Here is a 20,063-nt window from a genome sequence, read left to right on the forward strand (position 1 = left end):
TGTAGGGCGGCAGGTAATACAGTTGAAGCCCTTGCCTTGCCCACTTCCGGCGTTTGCTTTCCATGACATCGCCTTTGTGAATCGCTGCATTATCCAGTACCACAATGCGGGGCACGGAGTGTGGGTGTCCCGCTATCTGGTTAAAGAAGGCAATGACATCGTCGCGCACAGTTGGCCGCTGCTGAGTGGTCCACACCAGTTCGCCCCCGTGACGCAGGGCTCCGAGTACATTGACGCGCTGTCGGTGTGCTTGAGGTTCCACGGCGCGCGACTAGCCACGCTGTGTCCACCCGTATTGCACCGGCGGGTTGGGGCTGAAGCCTGATGCGTCAAAATATAGCAGTTCGCACTGGCCGTTTCGGTCCAGCTTGCCCAACGATGCAATTACCTGACGGGCGCGCTCGAAAGCGTCCTCGCTGCGCTTTTTTTAGACCGTACCGGTAACGTTTGTAGCTGAAATTCATTTCCTTGAGATAGCGTTTGACGGTGCTCTCGCTAATCGATACCGCCTCTTGGCGCTGCCCGATGTGACGCAGCAAGGCTGCTGCCATTCCACCGTCAGACTGCGCCAACTCGCGTAGCGCTTGTCTCTGTTGCTCTGTCCATTTCGGCGGGCGTCCGTACGGCGACCTTCATATAGCCCGGCCAGCCCCAACCTGTTCCAACGCTGCCTCCACTGCTCAACGCTGCTCAAATGCACCATGAATTCATCTGCCGTCTGCTGCAACGTCAATCCTTGACTCAGCCGTAAAATCCCCTGCGCCCGCATTCGAGTTCGTGGGTGGCTGTGAAAAATTCCCATCTCCCGCAACGTCCGCCGCTCGTCCTTCGATAGCACTAACAATTTCATGATATCAATTCCAAATAGATTACCTATTTGACTTTGACAACAAAAATTGGTCGACTACTTAGGATACGGGGAATACGTGCGCAAAAGAGCACATCCGCAAGAAGTGGAAACGCCGAGTTAGTGTAGCAAAAAGTAGACAAGAATTATCTCATGAATAACACAATTTCTGTTACTTTTAGTCATTTTTTTGCTTGGCGACGATTCTGGCGCTTAAACAACACCCAGCGTAGACGCAATTTTCATCTCGGTCATACAATTTTTTGGACCGGCGCCCAACGGGAATTTGGCCAAAGAAGAAACAATGGTACTAACTTAGTAGAGAGAAGATAGCTATCGCTCCAGAGCGGAAAAGCGTAGCGCCTTCCACCGTTGAGGAGTATGCCGGTGTAACACCTCCGGCATACGGCGAAAGGCGCTCCGCTTTTCCGCCCAGGGCAGCGGCGCCAGCGCTGCGGCGCACTTGCTCACGCTCAGGCGCCAGGGGGCGGCAAGCGGGACAACACTTCAGAGAAATTATCTAGTCATCATCCGGATCGCGCCCCTGCATCGCCGCCCGGACCGCGCGTTGGGAAAACCCCCGCTGCATCAGAAACCGCATCTGCTTGTTGCGCTCGGCGGGATCGCTCGCCACCGTACCGAATTTGCGCTGCCACACTTCGCAGGCGCGCGCCGTCTCGCTGTCGGCCAGCCCGGCCTTCAACTCCTGCAAGGCTTCGCCCTTGACCCCGTGACTTTGCAGCTCGGCCATGATGCGGCTGTTGCCGAAGCGCGCGGAGCGGCGGTGAATCAGGGATTCGGAAAACCGTTCCTGCGACAGCCAATTGTTTTTTTCGAGGAAATCGAGCAGGGCGTCGACGTCGTCGCCCTCCTCCGCATGGCGCGCCAGCTTGCGCCCCAGTTCAAGCCGGCTGTGCTCGCGCATCGAGAGATAGCGCAGGGCACGGCCTTTCAGGCTCAGTTGGGGTGCTGCCATCGTTGCCGCCGCCGATTACTCGGGGACTGCTTTCAGCTTGGCGACCTTGACAGGCTCCTCGCCACCGACCGGCGGCAGCTCGCGCACGCCCAGGGCCACGCGCACCTTGTTTTCGATCTCGCGCGCCAGGGCCGGACGCTCCTTGAGGAAGATGCGCGCATTATCCTTACCCTGGCCGATACGTTCGCCGTTGTAGCTGTACCAGGAACCCGACTTCTCGACGATCTTGTTATCCGCACCCAGATCCAGAATCTCGCCTTCACGCGACGTGCCTTCGCCATAAAGAATGTCGAAGTGCGCTTCCTTGAACGGTGGCGCGATCTTGTTCTTGACGACCTTGACCTTGGTTTCGTTACCGATCACTTCGTCGCCGGACTTGATCGAACCGGTGCGGCGGATGTCCAGGCGCACGGAAGCGTAGAACTTGAGTGCGTTACCACCGGTGGTGGTTTCCGGGCTGCCGAACATGACGCCGATCTTCATGCGGATCTGGTTGATGAAGATAACCAGGGTGTTGGTGCGGTTGATCGAACCGGTCAGCTTGCGCAGTGCCTGGGACATCAGACGTGCCTGCAAACCCGGCAGCGAATCGCCCATGTCGCCTTCGATCTCGGCGCGCGGAGTCAGGGCCGCCACCGAGTCGATCACGACCAGGTCGACGCTGCCCGAACGCACCAGCGCATCGGTGATTTCCAGGGCCTGCTCACCCGTGTCCGGCTGCGAAATGAGCAGTTCGGACAGGTTGATGCCCAATTTTTGGGCGTAACCGACGTCAAGCGCGTGCTCGGCATCGATAAAGGCACAGGTGCCGCCCAGTTTTTGCATTTGCGCGATGGTCTGCAGGGTCAGGGTGGTTTTACCCGACGATTCAGGACCATAGATCTCGACCACGCGGCCGCGCGGCAAGCCGCCCACGCCCAGCGCGATGTCCAGGCCGAGCGAACCGGTCGAGACGACCTGCACATCTTCGACGGGCGCGTTGGCGTCCATGCGCATGACGGAGCCCTTGCCGAACTGCTTTTCAATCTGCGCGAGGGCAGCGGCCAGCGCCTTGCCTTTCTCGCCAGCATTTAATACGGTTTTTTTATCATCCATAATTTTCTTTCAGTCCAGAGAGTGGTCCAGATCCAGGGCAGAAGTCACGTCACAGACAACACTGTACAAATAAACAGTGGTTTATGCAAGCGGCACGCGCCCCCGATTCAAAAAAATTCCCGGCGTTGCGCCAAATGAAACACAATAGCCCTAATTAGACGTTCCGGTGCCCTCATGCGTATTTTACTTGCCGAAGATGATAGCGTGCTTGCCGATGGATTGACGCGCTCTTTGCGCCAGTCCGGCTACGCCATCGATTGTGTGAAGAACGGTCAGGAAGCCGATACGGCCCTGTCCACCCAGGAGTTCGACCTGCTGATCCTCGACCTGGGCCTGCCCAAGCTATCGGGGCTGGAAGTGCTGCGCCGCCTGCGCGCGCGCGCCTCGCTCCTGCCGGTGCTGATCCTCACCGCGGCCGACTCGATCGAGCAGCGCGTCAATGGCCTGGACCTGGGCGCCGACGATTACATGGCCAAGCCATTCGCCCTGTCCGAGTTGGAGGCGCGCGTGCGCGCCCTGACCCGGCGCGGCGCCGGCGGCGGCGCGGCCGTGGTGCGCCATGGCCCGCTGGCCTACGACCAGGTCGGGCGCAGCGCCTATATCAATGACCAGATGCTGGACCTGTCGGCGCGTGAACTGGGCTTGCTGGAGATCCTGCTGGCGCGCGCCGGGCGCCTGGTGTCCAAGGAACAGCTGGTCGACCACCTGTGCGAATGGGGCGAGGAAGTATCCAACAACGCCATCGAAGTCTATGTGCACCGCCTGCGCAAGAAGATCGAGGTGGGCGGGGTGCGCATCGCCACCGTGCGCGGCCTGGGCTATTGCCTGGAAAAATACGCCGACGCCACCCGCGCCAGCCTCGAGGCAGGCGTGGAATCGAAGTGAGCGTGCGCGAGGCCGCCCCGGCCGCGCTCGCCCCTTCCGACCCCATCTACGTGCCGCCCGGCGCCGAGCCGGACGAAAACATCCAGCATTCCCTGTTCGGCGAAATCCTCGACTGGATGCTGGCCCCGCTGCTGCTGCTGTGGCCAATGAGCATCGCCATCACCTACCTGGTGGCCAAGTCGATCGCCAACGAGCCCTTCGACCGGGCCCTCGAAGACAGCATCACCGTGCTGGCCCAGCAGGTGCGCGAAGTCGACGGCAAGGTGCTCTCGCGCCTGCCCGGCAGCGCGCGCGACATCCTGCGCGCCGACGATGTCGACCAGGTGTATATCCAGATCATCGGCCCGCGCCGCGAACACATCGATGGCGACCGCGACCTGCCGCTGCCGCCCGACGAGGAACGCCTGCGCAACGGGCGCGTCCATTTCCGCAACGAGCTGATGCACGGCACGCCGGTGCGCATCGCTTTTTCCTACGTCAACCTGCGCCCGCTGGCCAAGCGCGGCGACGAGCCTTACGCGGCCCTGGTGCAGGTGGCCGAAACGCTGGACAAGCGCGCCCAGCTCGCCAACGAAATCATCAAGGGCGTGATCCTGCCCCAGTTCATCATCCTGCCGATCGTGCTGGCCCTGGTCTGGCTGGCCTTGACGCGCGGCCTCTCGCCCCTGGCCCAGCTGCAGGAACGCATCCGCGCGCGCCGTCCGGACGACCTCTCGCCGATCGATTCGCGCCAGGTGCCGGAAGAAATCTCGCCCCTGGTCGGCTCGCTCAACGACATGCTCGAACGCCTCTCGCAAACCATCGAAATGCAAAAGCGCTTCATCGCCGACGCCGCCCACCAGATGAAAACCCCGCTGGCCGGCATGCGCATGCAGTCCGAACTGGCACTGCGCCAGCTCGACCCCGAGGAAATCCGGCGCTCGCTCGAACAGCTGGCCAAAAGTTCCGAATCGGCCACGCGCCTGGTCAACCAGCTGCTGGCCCTGGCGCGCGCCGAAAACCAGCCCAACGCCGGCCTGGCCTACGAGGAGCTCGACCTGTGCGAGCGCGCGCGCGATACCGTGCAGGACTGGGTGCAAGCCTCGTTCGCCCACCGCATCGACCTCGGCTTCGAGGCGCCCGACGAGCCGGTGCTGATCGCGGCCAACCCGATGATGCTGCGCGAGCTGCTGTCGAACCTGATCGACAACGCCCTGCGCTACACCCCGGCCGGCGGCAGCGTCACCGTGCGCGTGCGGCGCGAGGACGAGCTGGCCATCCTGGAAGTCGAGGATACCGGCCCCGGCATCGCCCCGGACGAGCGCGCCCACGTGTTCGAGCGCTTTTACCGCATCCTCGGCAACAGCGCGCCCGGCAGCGGCCTGGGGCTGGCCATCGTGCGCGAGATCGCCCAGCAGCACGGCGCCGCTGTCGACATTTTCAACAATCCGCGCAGCGGGCAGAAAAAAGCGCCCGGCTGCCAGTTCCGCCTGAGCTTCCCGCCGCCGCGCGTCACCGACGAGGAGGCCGGCTGATGGAAACGAGCGCCGTGGCCGACCAGCGCCGCCGCCTCGTGGCCGCGCGCCGGGTGCACTGGGCGCGCACGCGCCGCATCACGGCCATCCTGCTGCTGCTGTGGCTGGCCACGGGCTTTTGCACGGTGTTTTTCGCGCGCGAACTGGCCACCTGGTCGCTGTTCGGCTGGCCGCTCTCGTTCTACCTGGCGGCCCAGGGCGCCTCGCTGGTGTACCTGGCCATCCTCGGCCTCTACGTGCTGGCCATGCGGCGCGCCGACCGCCGCTTCGTCGCTGCCCTCAAGGATGCAGCATGAGCGCGCCCGGCTCGCAGTTCGGGCGCCTGAGCCGCTATTACCTGTGGTACACGGTGTGTTTCATCGCCTTCGTGCTCTCGCTGGCCCTGCTCGAACGCGAAGGCATGCCGCGCGTCTGGCTCGGCTACCTGTACATGTTCGCCACCATCGTGCTGTACGCGGCCATCGGCGTCATCAGCCGCACCTCGAACGTGACGGAATATTATGTGGCCGGGCGCCGGGTGCCGGCCCTGTTCAACGGCATGGCCACCGCCGCCGACTGGATTTCGGCCGCCAGCTTCATCAGCCTGGCCGGCGGGCTGTACCTGCACGGCTTCGACGGCCTGGCCTACATCATGGGCTGGACCGGCGGCTACTGCCTGGTGGCGCTGCTGATCGCGCCCTATCTGCGCAAGTTCGCCCAGTACACCATCCCCGACTTCCTGGCGGCGCGCTACGGCGGCGGCGCGGGCGGGCGCGGCGGTCCGGTGCGGGTGATGGCGGTCGGCGCCACCATCATCGTCTCGTTCACTTACGTGGTGGCGCAGATTTACGCGGTCGGGCTGATCGCCTCGCGCTTTACCGGGGTCGATTTTTCGGTCGGCATTTTCCTCGGGCTGGCCAGCATCCTGGTCTGCTCGTTCCTGGGCGGCATGCGGGCAATTACCTGGACCCAGGTGGCGCAATACATCATCATCCTCGTGGCGTTCCTGCTGCCCACCATGTGGCTCTCGCTCAAGCATGCCGACAATCCGGTGCCGCAGGTGGCGTACGGCAGCGTGATGCCCAAGCTGGCCGCGCGCGAGGCCGAACTGGAGCGCGACCCGCGCGAGCGCGAAGTGCGCGCCATCTTCGCCCAGCGCGCCGAGTATTACCACGCAATGGTGACGGCGCTGCCGGCCTCGTGGGAAAACGGGCGCCAGGATGTGCAGCGCCGCCTCGACGCGGTGCGCCTGCGCAATGCCGCGCTGGGCGAGATCCGCGCCGCCGAGCGCGCCCTGATCGCCTGGCCCAAGAATGCGGAAGAGGCCGCGCGCACCTGGAACGCGGCCCGCGCGGCGAATCTGGCGCGCGCGCGGCCGCCCCAGCCGCACGCGACGCCGTTTCCGGGCACCGACCGCGCCGCCTCCGACATCCGCCGCAACAATTTTCTGGCGCTGGTGTTTTGCCTGATGCTGGGCACGGCCGCGCTGCCGCACATCCTGATGCGTTCCTACACCACCGCCTCGGTGCACGACACCCGCGTATCGGTGTTCTGGACCCTGTTCTTCATCCTGCTCATCTACCTCTCCATCCCGGCGCTGGCGGTGCTGATCAAGTACGACCTGTACAGCGCGCTGGTCGGCACCAAATTCACCCAGCTGCCCACCTGGATCAGCTACTGGGCCAATGTGGACAAGACGAATCCCCTCATCAGCATTGCCGACATCAATGCCGACGGCATCGTCCAGCTGGCCGAAATCGCCATCGACGGCGACATGCTGGTGCTGGCCACGCCCGAAATCGGCGGCCTGCCCTATGTGATTTCAGGGCTGGTGGCGGCCGGCGGGCTGGCCGCGGCCCTGTCCACCGCCGACGGACTGCTGCTGGCGATCTCGAATGCGCTCTCGCACGACTTCTATTACAAGGTGATCGATCCGGGCGCCTCGACCCAGAAGCGGGTCACCATTTCCAAGCTGCTGCTGCTGGCGGTGGCCTTCATCGCCGCCTACGCCGCTTCGCAGAAGCCGGCCGATATCCTGTCGCTGGTGGGCGCCGCCTTTTCGCTGGCGGCCTCGACCCTGTTCCCGGCGCTGGCGCTGGGGGTGTTCTGGAAGCGCGCCAACCATGCCGGCGCGCTGGCCGGCATGGCGGCCGGCTTTTGCGTGTGCCTGTACTACATGCTGCACACCAATCCCATCCTCGGCGGCAGCGCGGCCGGCCAGTGGTTCCACATCGCGCCCATGTCGGCCGGCGTGTTCGGGGTGCCGGCCGGGGTGCTGGTGCTGATCGTGGTCAGCCTGCTCACACCCGCCCCGGACGCCCGCTCGGGCAGCCTGATCGACCACTTGCGCGCGCCCGAATGACGAATTGTCGCGACAACGCAGCGCCGTCGCGAAACGCGCTGGCATCGTCCCCGCCAAGGCGCTAGGATTAACGGCGTGCGCCGCTTCGCCGCCGCCGTTCTTCCCGTTTCCTGCTTCCCAGACGATCGAGTCCACATGTCCAGCTATCTCCTGCCCTTGTTGCGCGCCGCGCTTCTGTGCGCCTGCGCCCTGTTCACTCCCGCCTTCAGCGCCGATGCGGCGCCGAAGGCCCCGCCGCCGATCGCCGATTTTTTCGACAACCCGGCCTTCAGCGGCGCCATTCTTTCACCCAACGGCAAGTTCCTTGCCGTGCGCTATTCCAACGACAACAAGCGCGACCGCCTGATCGTGATCGAACTGGCCACCAATGCCGTCAAGGTCGTGGCCCAGTTCACCGATCGCGACGTCAACCGTTTCGAGTGGGTCAACAACGAACGCCTGGTGCTCGACTCGACCGACAAGACCATCGGCGCCGGCGACGTCGTGTACTGGCCCGGCCTGTTCGCGGTCAACCGCGACGGCAGCAATTTCAGGCAGCTGGTGCAGGTCAGCGGCAACTTCGTGCAGGAGCATGGCGTGGCCCGCAACGTCCTGTCGGCCGATCATTTCCTGGTCGAGCAGAAAGGCGCGCAAACCTCGGACGATGTGTACGTCACCAACCCCAAGCGCGACGGCATCGATCAATCCGGCGACGTCAAATACGTCAACCTGATCCGCCTCAATACCGTCACCGGACGCAGCGAAACGGTGCGCCGTCCGGGACTGGCGCGGGCCTGGCTGCTCGACCACAAGGGCGAGCCGCGCATCTGCGTTACCCGCGACAAGAATACCGAAGCGGTCTGGTACCTGGACCCGGCCAGCAAGGAGTGGCGCCGGATCGCCACGTTCGACGCCTACCTCGGCGGCAAGGATGCATTCTCGCCGCTCGCCTTTGCCCCGGACGGCACGTTTTACGTGCTCAGCACCAGGGGCAAGGACAAGCAAGCCCTGCATACTTTCGACCTCGCCACCGGGCAGCTCAGCGCCGAGCCTCTGGTGGTGCTGGCAGACTACGACTTCAGCGGCAGCCTGATCACCACGCGCGACAAGCTGCTGGGCGTGCGCTATCTGAGCGATGCGCGCTCGACCGTGTGGTTCGATCCCAAGATGAAGGCGCTGCAAGCGGCCATCGACGCCGCCCTGCCCGCTACCGTCAACCTGGTCGACGTGCCCGCGCGCGCCGAGGCACCCTGGGTCCTGGTGCGCACGTATTCCGACCGCCAGCCGGGCCGCTACATGCTGTACAACCTCGATACCGGCAAGTTCAACCCCGTCGGCAGCACTCACGAACGCGTCGACCCGGCCCGGATGGCCGAGCAGGAACTGGTGCGCTACACGGCGCGCGACGGCTTGCCGGTGCCTGCCTGGCTGACACTGCCTCCCGCCGTGCCTGCCGCGGTGCCTGCCGCCGTGCCTGCCGCTGTGCCTACCGCCGTGCCTACCGCTGTGCCTACCGCCGTGCCTACCGCTGTGCCTACCGCCGTGCCTACCGCTGTGCCTACCGCCGTGCCGAATGCCCACCGCAAGAACCTGCCGATGGTGGTGCTGGTGCACGGCGGCCCTTATGTGCGCGGCAACGAATGGGGCTGGTCGGCCGACAGCCAGTTCCTGGCATCGCGCGGCTACGCGGTGCTGGAACCCGAGTTTCGCGGCAGCACCGGCTTTGGCAGCAAACACTACCGGGCCGGCTGGAAGCAGTGGGGCTTGAAGATGCAGGATGACATCGCCGATGCGGCCAAATGGGCCATCGCCCAAGGCATCGCCGACCCCAAGCGCATCTGCATCGCCGGCGCCAGCTACGGCGGCTACGCCACCCTGATGGGCCTGGCGAACGATCCGGCCCTGTTCAAGTGCGGCATCAACTGGGTCGGCGTGACCGATATCAATCTGCTCTACACGGGCCACTGGAGCTTTACCTCGGACGCCTCGGCCGGCTTCCTCAAGTACGGCGCCCCCACCCTGATCGGCGATCCGGTCAAGGATGCGGCCCAGCTGCGCGCCACCTCGCCCCTGCAGCAGGCGGCGCGCATCCGCCAGCCGCTGCTGCTGGCCTACGGCGCCGCCGACCGGCGCGTGCCCCTGTACCACGGCAAGAAGTTTTATGAAGCGCTCAAGGAACACAACCCCAGCGTCGAATGGGTGGTGTACCAGGAAGAAGGCCACGGCTGGTCCTTGCCCAGGAACCGCATCGACTTCTGGACCCGGGTCGAAAAATTCTTGCAGCGCCATATCGGCACGCCCTGACACCCGGCCAAGCGATAAGGCTGGCGCTAAGGTTGGCAAAACGATAGTATTGACAGACTGGACAGGAAGCAACTGTCCAGCCTGTTTCCATCCTACCGAGCCGCCCCATGTCCACCCGCTTTCCAGCCTTCCTGCGCGGCGCCGCCCTGCTCGCCTGCGCCCTGATCACGCCTGCCTTCAGCGCCGATGCCGTGCCAGCGGCGCCGCCGCCGATTGCCGATTTCTTCGATAACCCGGCTTTCAGCGCCGCCAACCTCTCACCCAGCGGCAAGTATCTGGCCGTGCGCTTTTCCAACGACAACAAGCGCGACCGCCTGATCGTGATCGACCTTGCCACCAACGCGATCAAGGTCGTGGCCCAGTTCGCCGATCGGGATGTCGACACCTTCCAATGGGTCAACGACGAGCGCCTGGTACTGGACTCGACCGATAAATCCATCGGCCCGGGGGACGCCATCTACGGCCCGGGCTTGTTCGCGGTCAACCGCGACGGCAGCGGTTTCAAGCAGCTGGTGCAGGTCAGCGGCAACTTCGTGCAGGAGCACGGCGTGGCCCGCACCACCTTGCCGGCCGACCACTACCTGGTCGAGCAGTTAGGCGCGCAAGCCTCCGACGATGTCTACGTGATCAATCCCAAACGCGACGGCCTCGATGAAGCCGGCGACATCAAGTACGTCAACCTGGTCCGCGTGAACACGGTGACCGGGCGCGCCGAAACGGTCAAGCGGCCCGGGCCGTGCCAAGGCTGGCTGCTCGACCACAAGGGCGAGCCGCGCCTGTGCATCGCGCTGGAAAAGAACATCGAAACCATCTGGTATCTCGATCCGGCCAGCAAGGAATGGCGCAAGATCGCTTCCTTCGACGCTTACCTCGGCGGCAAGGAAGCCTTCACGCCGCTGGCCTTCGGCCCGGACGGCACCCTGTACGTGCTCAGCGACGCCGGCAAGGACAAGGCGGCGCTGCATACCTTCGACCTCAAGACCAGCCAGGTCAACGAAAAACCGCTGGTGGCCCTGGCCGATTACGACTTCAGCGGCCGGCTGATCACCACGCGCGACCAGATGCTCGGCGTGCGCTACCTGAGCGACGCGCGCGCGACCGTGTGGTTCGACGAGAAGATGAAAACGCTGCAGGCGACCATCGACGCCGCCCTGCCCGCCACCGCGAACATGATCAATCCGCCCACGCGCCCCGACAGCCCGTGGGTGCTGGTGCAAGCGTATTCCGATAAACAACCCACGCACTACACCCTGTACAACCTCGATACCGCCAAGTTCACCAGCGTCGGCAGCACCCAGGAACGCATCGTGCCGGCCCAGATGGCCGAACAGGAACTGGTGCGCACCACGGCGCGCGATGGCCTGACGGTGCCGGCCTGGCTGACCCTGCCCAACGGCAAGCGCAAGAACCTGCCGATGGTGGTGCTGGTCCACGGCGGCCCTTACGTGCGCGGCAACGAATGGGCCTGGTCGGCCGACAGCCAGTTCCTGGCATCGCGCGGCTACGCCGTGCTCGAACCCGAATTTCGCGGCAGCACCGGCTTCGGCACCAAGCACTATCGTGCCGGCTGGAAGCAGTGGGGCTTGAAGATGCAGGACGACATCGCCGACGCCACCAAATGGGCGATCGCCCAAGGCATCGCCGACCCCAAGCGCATCTGTATCGCCGGCGCCAGTTACGGCGGCTACGCCACCCTGATGGGCCTGGCGAACGATCCGGCCCTGTACAAGTGCGGCGTCAACTGGGTCGGCGTGACCGACATCAACCTGCTCTACACGGGCCACTGGAGCTTCACCTCCGACCTGAGCAGTTCCTACCTCAAGTACGGCGCACCGACCCTGATCGGCGATCCCGACAAAGATGCGGCCCAGCTGCGCGCCACCTCGCCCCTGCTGCAGGCGGCGCGCATCACCCAGCCGCTGCTGATGGCCTACGGCGCGGCCGACCGGCGCGTGCCGCTGTACCACGGCAAGAAGTTTTACGAAGCGCTCAAGGTTCACAATCCGAACATCGAATGGGTGGTGTACCAGGAAGAAGGCCACGGCTGGTCGTTGCCAAAAAACCGCATCGACTTCTGGGGACGGGTCGAAAAATTTCTGGGCCGCCATATCGGCACGCCCTGAAACGCTTCCACTGTCATGAACACGCAACAGTTACAACAGCGTTGCCGGGCCTTTCCGCATGCAACTGAAACCTTGCATGCGAGTCCGAGCAATATCCTGGTGTATGCGGTGGGCGGAAAAAAGTTTGCCTACTTCAAGACCAGCGAACCGGAAATGGGGCGGTTCAGCATCCGTGTCGCGCCCGACCAGTTCCTCGGACTGACCGGCATGCCTGGCGTGAAGCCAGCCCGCTACATGGGGCGGTTTCATTGGGTGACGATCATCGACGTACGTGCTTTTCCGGCCGATTTCCTGGCCGATTTGCTGGCATGGTCGTACCAGAAAGCGCGCGCTGCGCTTAGCAAGGCAGAGCTCGCTTTATTGGAGAAAGAAGCACATTGAGCTCGGCGCCAGCGCCGGCCGGAGGCCCGCCGGACGCCCATTTCTACCACGCCCGCAGCGGTGGCGCAAAGTTATTATTTCTACAATTTTGATGTAATTTCGATATAAAATATCGCACTGCTGCGCCATCAATGTATCTAACACGAGACCTACATGACCATCCCATTCAAGAATCCCCACGCGCCGCGTCTGCTGGTGCTGGCTGGCGCTGTTGCCCTGGCCATGACCGCCGGCTGCAACAACGAAGACAAAAAAGACGAATCCAAAAAGCCGAACGACCCGGCGCTGAAATACCAGGCCGAGATCAGCCGCACCTCGTTCGGCGTGCCGCACATCAAGGCACACGATGAAGGCAGCCTCGCTTACGGCGTGGCCACCGCCTACGCGCAAGACAATGTCTGCCTGATGGCCGACGAATTCACCACCGTCAGCGGCGAGCGCTCGAAACACTTCGGCCCGACCGCGACGCGCCAGACCTCGGACCTTCCGAACCTGCAGACCGATTTCTTTTACCGCATCATCAACGATGAGGATGCCGTCAAGGCCGCCTGGAATGCCCATTCGGCGCCGATGAAGGCAATGATCGAAGGCTACGTCGCCGGTTACAACGATTACCTCGACAAGACCGGCATGAACAACCTGCCGGACGCGTGCAAGAACGGCGCCTGGGTACGCAAGGTGAACGAGGCCGACATGGTCAAGCTGCTGCGCCGCTACGCCGCCGAAGCCAGTTCCGGCCAGTTCATTCCCGCCATCGTGGGCGCCGCGCCGCCGGGCCAGAATCCGCTGATGCCGGCCGTCCCGCCCAAGGCCGGCATGAACCCGATGGACCCCGACTACTGGACCGCGATGCGCGAACGCACCGGCAGTAATGCGGTGGCGCTGGGCAAGGATGCCACCGACAACGGCCAGGGCATGCTGCTCGGCACCCCGCACTTCCCATGGCGCGGCGCGCTGCGCTTTTACCAGCTGCACCTGACGATCCCCGGCAAGCTCGACGCCATGGGCGCCGCCCTCGGCGGCATGCCGATGGTCAATATCGGCTTCAACCAGAACCTGGCGTGGAGCCACACGGTCAACAATTCGGCCCACTTCACCGTGCACGCAATGCCGCTGGACCCGTCCGACCCGACCAAGTACCTGTTCGACGGCAAGCCGCAGAGCATGGAGCGCAAGACCGTCACCATCGACGTCAAGGGTCCCGACGGCGTGGTGCGCCAGCAATCGCGCACCTTCTACAGCAGCCAGTTCGGCCCGATGGTCGTCATTCCCGGCCAGCTCGACTGGACCGGCGGCATGGCGTACGCCATCAACGACGCCAACCTGGGCAATCACCGCATGCTGGAACAGTGGTACGGCATGAACAGCGCGCGCAGCCTGGACGAATTCAAGGCCTCGATCGACCGCACCGTCGGCCTGCCATGGGTGAACACCCTGGCCGTCGACAAGGAAGGCAGCGCCCTGTTCATGGATGTCACGGTGGTGCCGCACGTGAGCACCGCCAAGCAGAACGCCTGCGTGCCGGCGCCGTTCAAACCGCTGGCCGCGCGCGGCCTGTTCGTGCTCAGCGGCGCGACCAGCGCCTGCGCCCCCGGCACCGACAGCAATGCGCCCCAGAGCGGCATCTTCGCCGGCGCCAGCCTGCCGCGCCTGACCCGCAACGACTACGTGCAAAACTCCAACGACAGCGCCTGGCTCTCCAATCCGCACGCGCCGCTGGCGGGCTTCCCGGACATCGTCAGCGTCGACAATGTCGAGCAGTTCGGCCGCACCCGCCTGGGCATCTCGCAGCTGGAGAAACGCCTGGCCGGTACCGATGGCCTGGCCGGCCGCCGCATGACGGTCGCGCAACTGCAGGGCCTGGCCCTGAGCAACCGCGTCTACTACGCCGAGCAGATCATGGACGACGTGCTGACCCTGTGTCGCGGCGACAAGAACGCCCAGGCCGCCGACGGCACCAGCGTCGACCTCACCAGCGCCTGCGCGCGCCTGAACCAGTGGGACCGCACGGTCAACCTCGACAGCAACATCGGCTATCTGTACTTCACCGGCCTGTGGGAGCGCATCGTGCGCGTGCCGGGCATCTGGGCAGTGCCGTTCAACCCGGCCGATCCGGTCAACACCCCGCGCGGCCTGAACATCGATAACGTGCTCGCCGCCAACACGGTGCGCCAGGCGCTGGCCTCGTCGGCGCTGGACGTGGCGCGCATGGGTGTATCGCAGGACGCGCGCTGGGGCGATGTGCAGGTCTCCACGCGCGGCACCAGGCAGATCCCGATCCACGGCGGCAAGGGCACCGATGGCGTGTACAACGCGATCGGCACCGTGCCGGGCGCGGACGGCAAGCTGGAAGTGATCTACGGCACCAGCTACATCCAGACCGTGTCGTTCGACAAGAACGGCCCGCAGGCGCAAGCCATGCTGGCCTACTCGCAATCGACCGATCCGGCCTCCAAGCATTACGCCGACCAGACCGAGCGCTTCTCGAAGAAGGAATGGATCACCCAGCCGTACACGGAAGCGCAGATCAAGGCCGATCCGGCGTTCTCGACCATGACGGTGTCGCGCAAGGCGGTGGCCACGCCGCACGCCAAGCCGAACGGCAAGCCATAAGCCCTCCGGCGTAACGAAACCGGCAGTCTGCCGCCCTGGCGGTAGACTGCCTGCAAGCTGCTTGTTCCACACATCAAGGAGATGCACATGTCGTCAGGAAAAATTCTGGTCGCACAGGGAGGCGGACCCACCGCCGTGATCAACCAGTCGCTGGTCGGCGTGGTGCTCGAAGCGCGCCGTTTTCGCAACGTCACGCGCGTCTACGGCGCCATGCACGGGGTGCGCGGCATCGTCGACGAAGACTTCGTCGACCTGACCCAGGAAACCAGCCACAACCTCGAGCTGGTCGGCCTGACGCCTTCCTCGGCGCTCGGTTCGACCCGCGACAAGCCCGACCTGGCTTACTGCCACAAGATTTTCGAGGTGCTTCGCGCCCACGAGATCGAGCATTTCTTCTACATCGGCGGCAACGATTCCTCCGACACGGTGCGCATCGTCAGCCTCGAAGCGCAAAAAGCCGGCTATCCGCTGCGCTGCATTCACATTCCCAAAACCATCGATAACGATTTGGTCGGCAACGACCACACCCCCGGCTTTCCCTCGGCGGCGCGGTTTGTCGCGCAAGCCTTCGCCGGCGCCAACCTCGACAACGCGGCCCTGCCCGGCGTGTACGTGGGCGTGGTGATGGGACGCCACGCCGGCTTCCTGACCGCCGCCGCGGCGCTCGGCAAGAAGTTTCCGGACGATGGGCCGCACCTGATTTACCTGCCCGAACGCACCTTCGTGCTTGAGCAATTCCTGGCCGACGTCAAGGCCATGTACGAGCGCCACGGGCGCTGCGTGATCGCCGTGTCGGAAGGCATCCACGACGCCTCGGGCGAAGCGATCGCCAGCCTGCTCTCGAGCGAAGTCGAGCGCGATGCGCACGGCAATGTGCAGCTCTCCGGCACCGGTGCGCTGGCCGACCTGCTGTGCGACGAAATCAAATCCAAGCTCGGCATCAAGCGCGTGCGCGGCGACACCTTCGGCTACCTGCAGCGCTCCTTCATCGGCTGCGTGTCGGACGTGGACCAGCGCGAGGCGCGCGAAGTGGGCGAAAAAGCCGTGCAGTTCGCCATGTGGGGCGAGCGCGACGGTTCGGTGGCGATCAAGCGCACCGGCTACTACTCGGTCGACTACGAACTGGTGCCGCTGGAAAGCGTGGCCGGCAAGACGCGCGTGATGGACGACGCCTTCATCAGCGAGTGCGGCACCGACGTCACCGACGCTTTCCGCCTGTACCTGCGCCCGCTGCTCGGTTCGCGCATGCCGGACGCGTTCCGCCTGCGTCCGGCACCGGTAGCCAAGATCCTCAACAAGGGCTGATCTCGCAGCCCGGTTGATTGCACATCGCCCCCCGTTCACGACTGACCGCTTGGAGAACCGCATGAATCCCACTCAACTTCTCGCCACCTGCTGCCTGCTGGCCACAACGGCCTCCGCGCAGGCCGTCGTTGTCATCGACCAGAGCCACGTCCCCGACAATGTCGGTGCCATGAACGGCAGCGCATCGATCTCGTGGAACACCTTCCGGCGTGCCCAGACGTTTACCGTGGGCGTGTCGGGGTTTCTCAATTCGGTGCAGGTGTTTACCACCGGCACGAAAGACACCTTCGATAATATGAACATTCTCGACCGCGTGGAGGGCACGGGCAACATCATCTCGACCTCCCAGCTGGTCGACAAGACCTGGTCCACCGTGACGTTCGATTTTCGGCCGTACAACATCGCCGTCAAAGCCGGCGATGTGCTGGCCTTTGAAATTTTTGGCAAGTCCGAGGGCGACATGCAGGTCGTGGAGTATTACGGCGTCAACAACTCAGCGTGGAACGACAGCTACACCGGCGGCAGCGACTTCTTCATCAATCCCGACTTCGGCTATACCACCTTCACGCCCAATCCGATCGACGCCTATTTCGTGAGCACGGTCGATAACGGCGTGCCGGCCGTGCCCGAACCATCGCACTACGCCATGCTGGCGCTGGGACTGCTGTGCGTAGGCGCGCTGGCAAGCCGGCGGCGCGCCTGACACGCATCCCCGTGCCGATGCGATAGGCTGCGTCGGCACGTAGCGCGCAGCGCCCCGTGCGGTGGCGTTGCGCGGTGCTTTTTGTAAAATCCTTGTTACATATTTGTCAATTGGCGACACTGCGCTCCCGTCTACTCCACCGACACAAGACCGCCATGATCGCACCCTCGCACTCCGCTCAACTGCGCTTGCTGCGCACCAGCGCCGCCGCCATCCTGCTCACGCTGACCGCCGGCTGCGGCAACGACGACAACACAGCGTCCGAACCGGGGCCTGGCTACGCCGCCGAGATCCGCCGCACCGCTTACGGCATTGCGCACATCAAGGCCAATGATGACGGCGGCCTCGGCTACGGCATCGGCTACGCCTACGCGCAAGACAATATCTGCCTGATGGCCGAGCGCATCGTCACCGCCAACGGCGAACGCGCCAAGTATTTCGGTGCCGACGCGCGCGGCGCGACCGAGGACACGGCTCCCAACCTGGCATCGGACTACTTCTATCGCCTGATCAACGAACCGGAAGCGGTGGCTATCGCCTGGCGCGAACAGCCGGCGCCCATGCGCGCGCTGGTCGAAGGCTATGTGGCCGGCTACAACCAGTACCTCGACGAGCGCGGCAAGGCCGGCTTGCCGGATGCCTGCAAGAACGGCGCCTGGGTGCGCAGCATGACCACCAGCGACATGGTGAAAATCGTGCGCCGCTATGCCGCCGAAGGCGCGGGCAGCCATTTCATCGAGATGCTGCTCGCCGCCGCGCCGCCGGGCACGACCGGAGCACCGGCATCGTCGCGCTCGGCCTTCCCGCGCCGCGGCGGCCCCAGCGCGGTCGATCCGCAATACTGGCAACAGCAGCACGCCCGCACCGGCAGCAACGGCGTGGCGCTGGGTAAAGATGCCACCGAGAACGGACAAGGCATGCTGCTGGCCAATCCGCATAACTGGTGGAAGGGCGACTTGCGCTTCTACCAGTTGCACCTGACCATTCCGGGCAAGCTCGATGTGATGGGTGCCTCGCTTGGCGGCATGCCGATGGTCAGCATCGGCTTCAACAAGGACGTGGCCTGGACCCACACCAACAACACCTCCAGCCACTTCACCCTGCACCAGTTGCAGCTCGACCCGCTCGATCCGACCCGGTATGTGGTCGACGGCAAGGTCCAGACCATGACGCGCAAGCGGGTCGACGTCGAGGTGCGCCAGGCCGACGGCAGCCTGGCCATGCGCAGCCATGATTTTTACCAGACCCCGCTGGGCGTGGTAATGCATCTGCCGAACATGCTGGAATGGAACCGCAAGAACGCCTACACCCTGCTCGACGCCAACATGGGCAATCACCGCATGCTGGAACAATGGCGCGCGATGAACAGCGCACGCAGCCTGGGCGAGCTGCGCGAAGGCATCGACCGCATCGTCGGCTTGCCATGGGTGAACACCGTGGCGGTGGACAAGGATGGCAAGACCTTGCTGATGGACGTGACCGTGGTGCCGAACGTACCGCTGGCCAAGGAAAAAGCCTGTGTGCCGGCCGCGTTCAGGGAGTTGGCGGCCGGCGGCGTGCTGGTGCTTGACGCCTCGACCAGCGCCTGCAATCCCGGCAATGACCCGGCCGCGCCCCAGAGCGGCATTTTCGCCGGGGCCAGCCTGCCGCGCCTGGAACGCGACGATTACGTCCAGAACTCGAACGACAGCGCCTGGCTGAGCAATCCGGCGGCGCCGCTGACCGGCTTCCCCTCGATCGTCAGTATCGACGCGCAGGAACAAAGCGGGCGCACGCGGATCGGCATTTCCCAGTTGCAGGCGCGCCTGGCGGGCACGGACGGCCTGGCCGGACGGCGCATGTCGGTGAGCCAGCTGCAAGGGCTGTTGTTCAGCAACCGCGCCTACTACGCCAGCCAGAACATGGCCGACATGCTGCGCGCCTGCGACGGCGCTCGACTGGCGGCGGCGGCCGACGGCACGATGGTCGACCTGACGCTGCCCTGCGCCAGGCTGCGCACCTGGGACCACACGGCCAACCTGGACGCCAATATCGGCTTCGGCTACTTCTCCAGCATGTGGGACCAGCTGTACGGCACGCCCCTGTTCTGGGCCGTGCCCTTCAACCCGGCCGATCCGGTCAACACGCCGCGCGGCCTGCGCCTGGACGACGCGGCCAGCATGACCACGCTGCGCACCGCCCTGGCCACCGCAGTGCTCGAGATGGAAGCGAACGGCTGGGGGCTCGATACCACCTGGGGCCAGTTGCAGCAGAGCGAGCGCGGCGGCAAACGCATTCCGATCCACGGCGGGCGCTACCAGTACGGCATCTACAACGTGATTGCCAGCGATCCGCTGGCCGGCGGGGGGCGCGAGGCGACCGAAGGCAGCAGTTACGTGCAGACCGTGATGTTCGACCGCAACGGCCCGCAGGCGCAAGCCGTGCTCGCTTATGGCCAGTCGGTCGACCCGGCGTCGCCCCACTACTCCGACCAGACCGAGCTGTATTCGCGTAAAACCTGGCCTACCCTGCCTTTTACGGAAACGCAGATCGCGGCCGATCCGGCGTACAAGCGTATTGCCATCAGCCACAAGGGCAAAGCAAGGCAGTAACGCACAAACAACACACACGTTGCTTAATAAAAATTAAATGTTTTTAAAAAGGCATTTTTGATAGGGCTGTGTTAAGTTATGGTTACTTTCATTGGAGTGAAACGATGATGAAAAACCTGTTCGTGGCGTGTGTGTGTTTCCCTCTGCTGCTGGCAGCCTGCAACGGGCCGCTCGACGTCACGCTGGCCGAGAGCGGCGACCCGGTCAAGGGCAAGGCAGTGAAAGATGCCTTGTCGCCGGAAGAAGCCGAGCTGCTTGTTTCCTACGTCGCGCAGCATACGATGGCGCAGGACATCGATTACAAGATGACCGTCAAACAAGCCATCGCGGCGCGCCGCAAGGAACTCGCCGGCAACCAGAAGTAAGCTCCCCGCCGTACCGGGGCCGCCCGCTGGCGGCCCCAATC

Annotated in this window: 16 protein-coding genes; 12 read left to right on the top strand and 4 right to left on the bottom strand. The window is 64.3% G+C overall.

From position 1 onward, the window contains the following. The 4 genes from RBA40_RS24015 to recA form a co-directional block, all read right to left on the bottom strand. On the bottom strand, positions 1-262 hold a 262-nt coding region (locus tag RBA40_RS24015; protein ID WP_306650576.1), incomplete at its 3' end, for a transposase. 198 nt (positions 263-460) lie between these two features. Further along, on the bottom strand, positions 461-850 hold the full coding sequence (locus tag RBA40_RS33600; RefSeq protein ID WP_374710542.1) for a helix-turn-helix domain-containing protein: 390 nt from the start codon (positions 848-850) through the stop codon (positions 461-463). Positions 851-1,367: 517 nt separating this feature from the next. Continuing rightward, positions 1,368-1,823 (bottom strand): recombination regulator RecX, encoded by a 456-nt coding sequence (gene recX / locus RBA40_RS24020; protein ID WP_099874960.1) that lies wholly within the window; start codon positions 1,821-1,823, stop codon positions 1,368-1,370. A 15-nt stretch (positions 1,824-1,838) separates the two neighbouring features. Continuing rightward, on the bottom strand, positions 1,839-2,918 hold the full coding sequence (gene recA / locus RBA40_RS24025) for a recombinase RecA (RefSeq protein WP_099874959.1): 1,080 nt from the start codon (positions 2,916-2,918) through the stop codon (positions 1,839-1,841). Between the two features lie 174 nt (positions 2,919-3,092). Between recA and RBA40_RS24030 the strand changes: the two genes are divergently transcribed. The 12 genes from RBA40_RS24030 (at position 3,093) to RBA40_RS24085 (ending at position 20,022) form a co-directional block, all read left to right on the top strand. Further along, on the top strand, positions 3,093-3,803 hold the full coding sequence (locus RBA40_RS24030; RefSeq protein ID WP_306650578.1) for a response regulator: 711 nt from the start codon (positions 3,093-3,095) through the stop codon (positions 3,801-3,803). Then, complete coding sequence (locus RBA40_RS24035; RefSeq protein ID WP_306650580.1) at positions 3,800-5,317, top strand: sensor histidine kinase; 1,518 nt, start codon at positions 3,800-3,802, stop codon at positions 5,315-5,317. The genes RBA40_RS24030 and RBA40_RS24035 overlap by 4 nt, the downstream gene beginning before the upstream one ends. Continuing rightward, positions 5,317-5,613 (top strand): DUF4212 domain-containing protein, encoded by a 297-nt coding sequence (locus RBA40_RS24040; RefSeq protein WP_306650581.1) that lies wholly within the window; start codon positions 5,317-5,319, stop codon positions 5,611-5,613. The genes RBA40_RS24035 and RBA40_RS24040 overlap by 1 nt, the downstream gene beginning before the upstream one ends. Continuing rightward, positions 5,610-7,658, top strand: a complete 2,049-nt coding sequence (locus RBA40_RS24045; protein ID WP_306650582.1) for a sodium:solute symporter family protein — start codon at positions 5,610-5,612, stop codon at positions 7,656-7,658. Before RBA40_RS24040 ends, RBA40_RS24045 begins: the two co-directional genes overlap by 4 nt. A 135-nt stretch (positions 7,659-7,793) precedes the next feature. Continuing rightward, positions 7,794-9,941 carry a S9 family peptidase gene (locus tag RBA40_RS24050; RefSeq protein WP_306650584.1) on the top strand — a complete coding sequence of 716 codons (2,148 nt, stop codon included), beginning with the start codon at positions 7,794-7,796 and terminating at the stop codon, positions 9,939-9,941. 107 nt (positions 9,942-10,048) lie between these two features. Further along, positions 10,049-12,064: an alpha/beta hydrolase family protein gene (locus tag RBA40_RS24055; protein ID WP_306650586.1), complete on the top strand. Its 2,016-nt coding sequence runs from the start codon at positions 10,049-10,051 to the stop codon at positions 12,062-12,064. A gap of 15 nt (positions 12,065-12,079) precedes the next feature. Next, complete coding sequence (locus tag RBA40_RS24060) at positions 12,080-12,445, top strand: MmcQ/YjbR family DNA-binding protein (RefSeq protein ID WP_306650588.1); 366 nt, start codon at positions 12,080-12,082, stop codon at positions 12,443-12,445. A gap of 153 nt (positions 12,446-12,598) precedes the next feature. Continuing rightward, entirely contained in the window at positions 12,599-15,058 is a 2,460-nt protein-coding gene (locus RBA40_RS24065; RefSeq protein ID WP_306650589.1) for an acylase, read from the top strand. A gap of 87 nt (positions 15,059-15,145) precedes the next feature. After that, on the top strand, positions 15,146-16,363 hold the full coding sequence (locus tag RBA40_RS24070) for a 6-phosphofructokinase (protein ID WP_099874953.1): 1,218 nt from the start codon (positions 15,146-15,148) through the stop codon (positions 16,361-16,363). 61 nt (positions 16,364-16,424) lie between these two features. Beyond that, positions 16,425-17,066, top strand: a complete 642-nt coding sequence (locus tag RBA40_RS24075) for a PEP-CTERM sorting domain-containing protein (protein ID WP_306650591.1) — start codon at positions 16,425-16,427, stop codon at positions 17,064-17,066. Positions 17,067-17,221: 155 nt separating this feature from the next. Beyond that, positions 17,222-19,657, top strand: a complete 2,436-nt coding sequence (locus tag RBA40_RS24080) for an acylase (RefSeq protein ID WP_306650593.1) — start codon at positions 17,222-17,224, stop codon at positions 19,655-19,657. Between the two features lie 104 nt (positions 19,658-19,761). Next, positions 19,762-20,022: a hypothetical protein gene (locus tag RBA40_RS24085; RefSeq protein ID WP_306650595.1), complete on the top strand. Its 261-nt coding sequence runs from the start codon at positions 19,762-19,764 to the stop codon at positions 20,020-20,022. The last annotated feature ends 41 nt before the right edge of the window (positions 20,023-20,063 follow it).

The sequence above is a fragment of the Massilia pseudoviolaceinigra genome (assembly GCF_030846505.1).
Classification (GTDB): domain Bacteria; phylum Pseudomonadota; class Gammaproteobacteria; order Burkholderiales; family Burkholderiaceae_D; genus Telluria_A; species Telluria_A violaceinigra.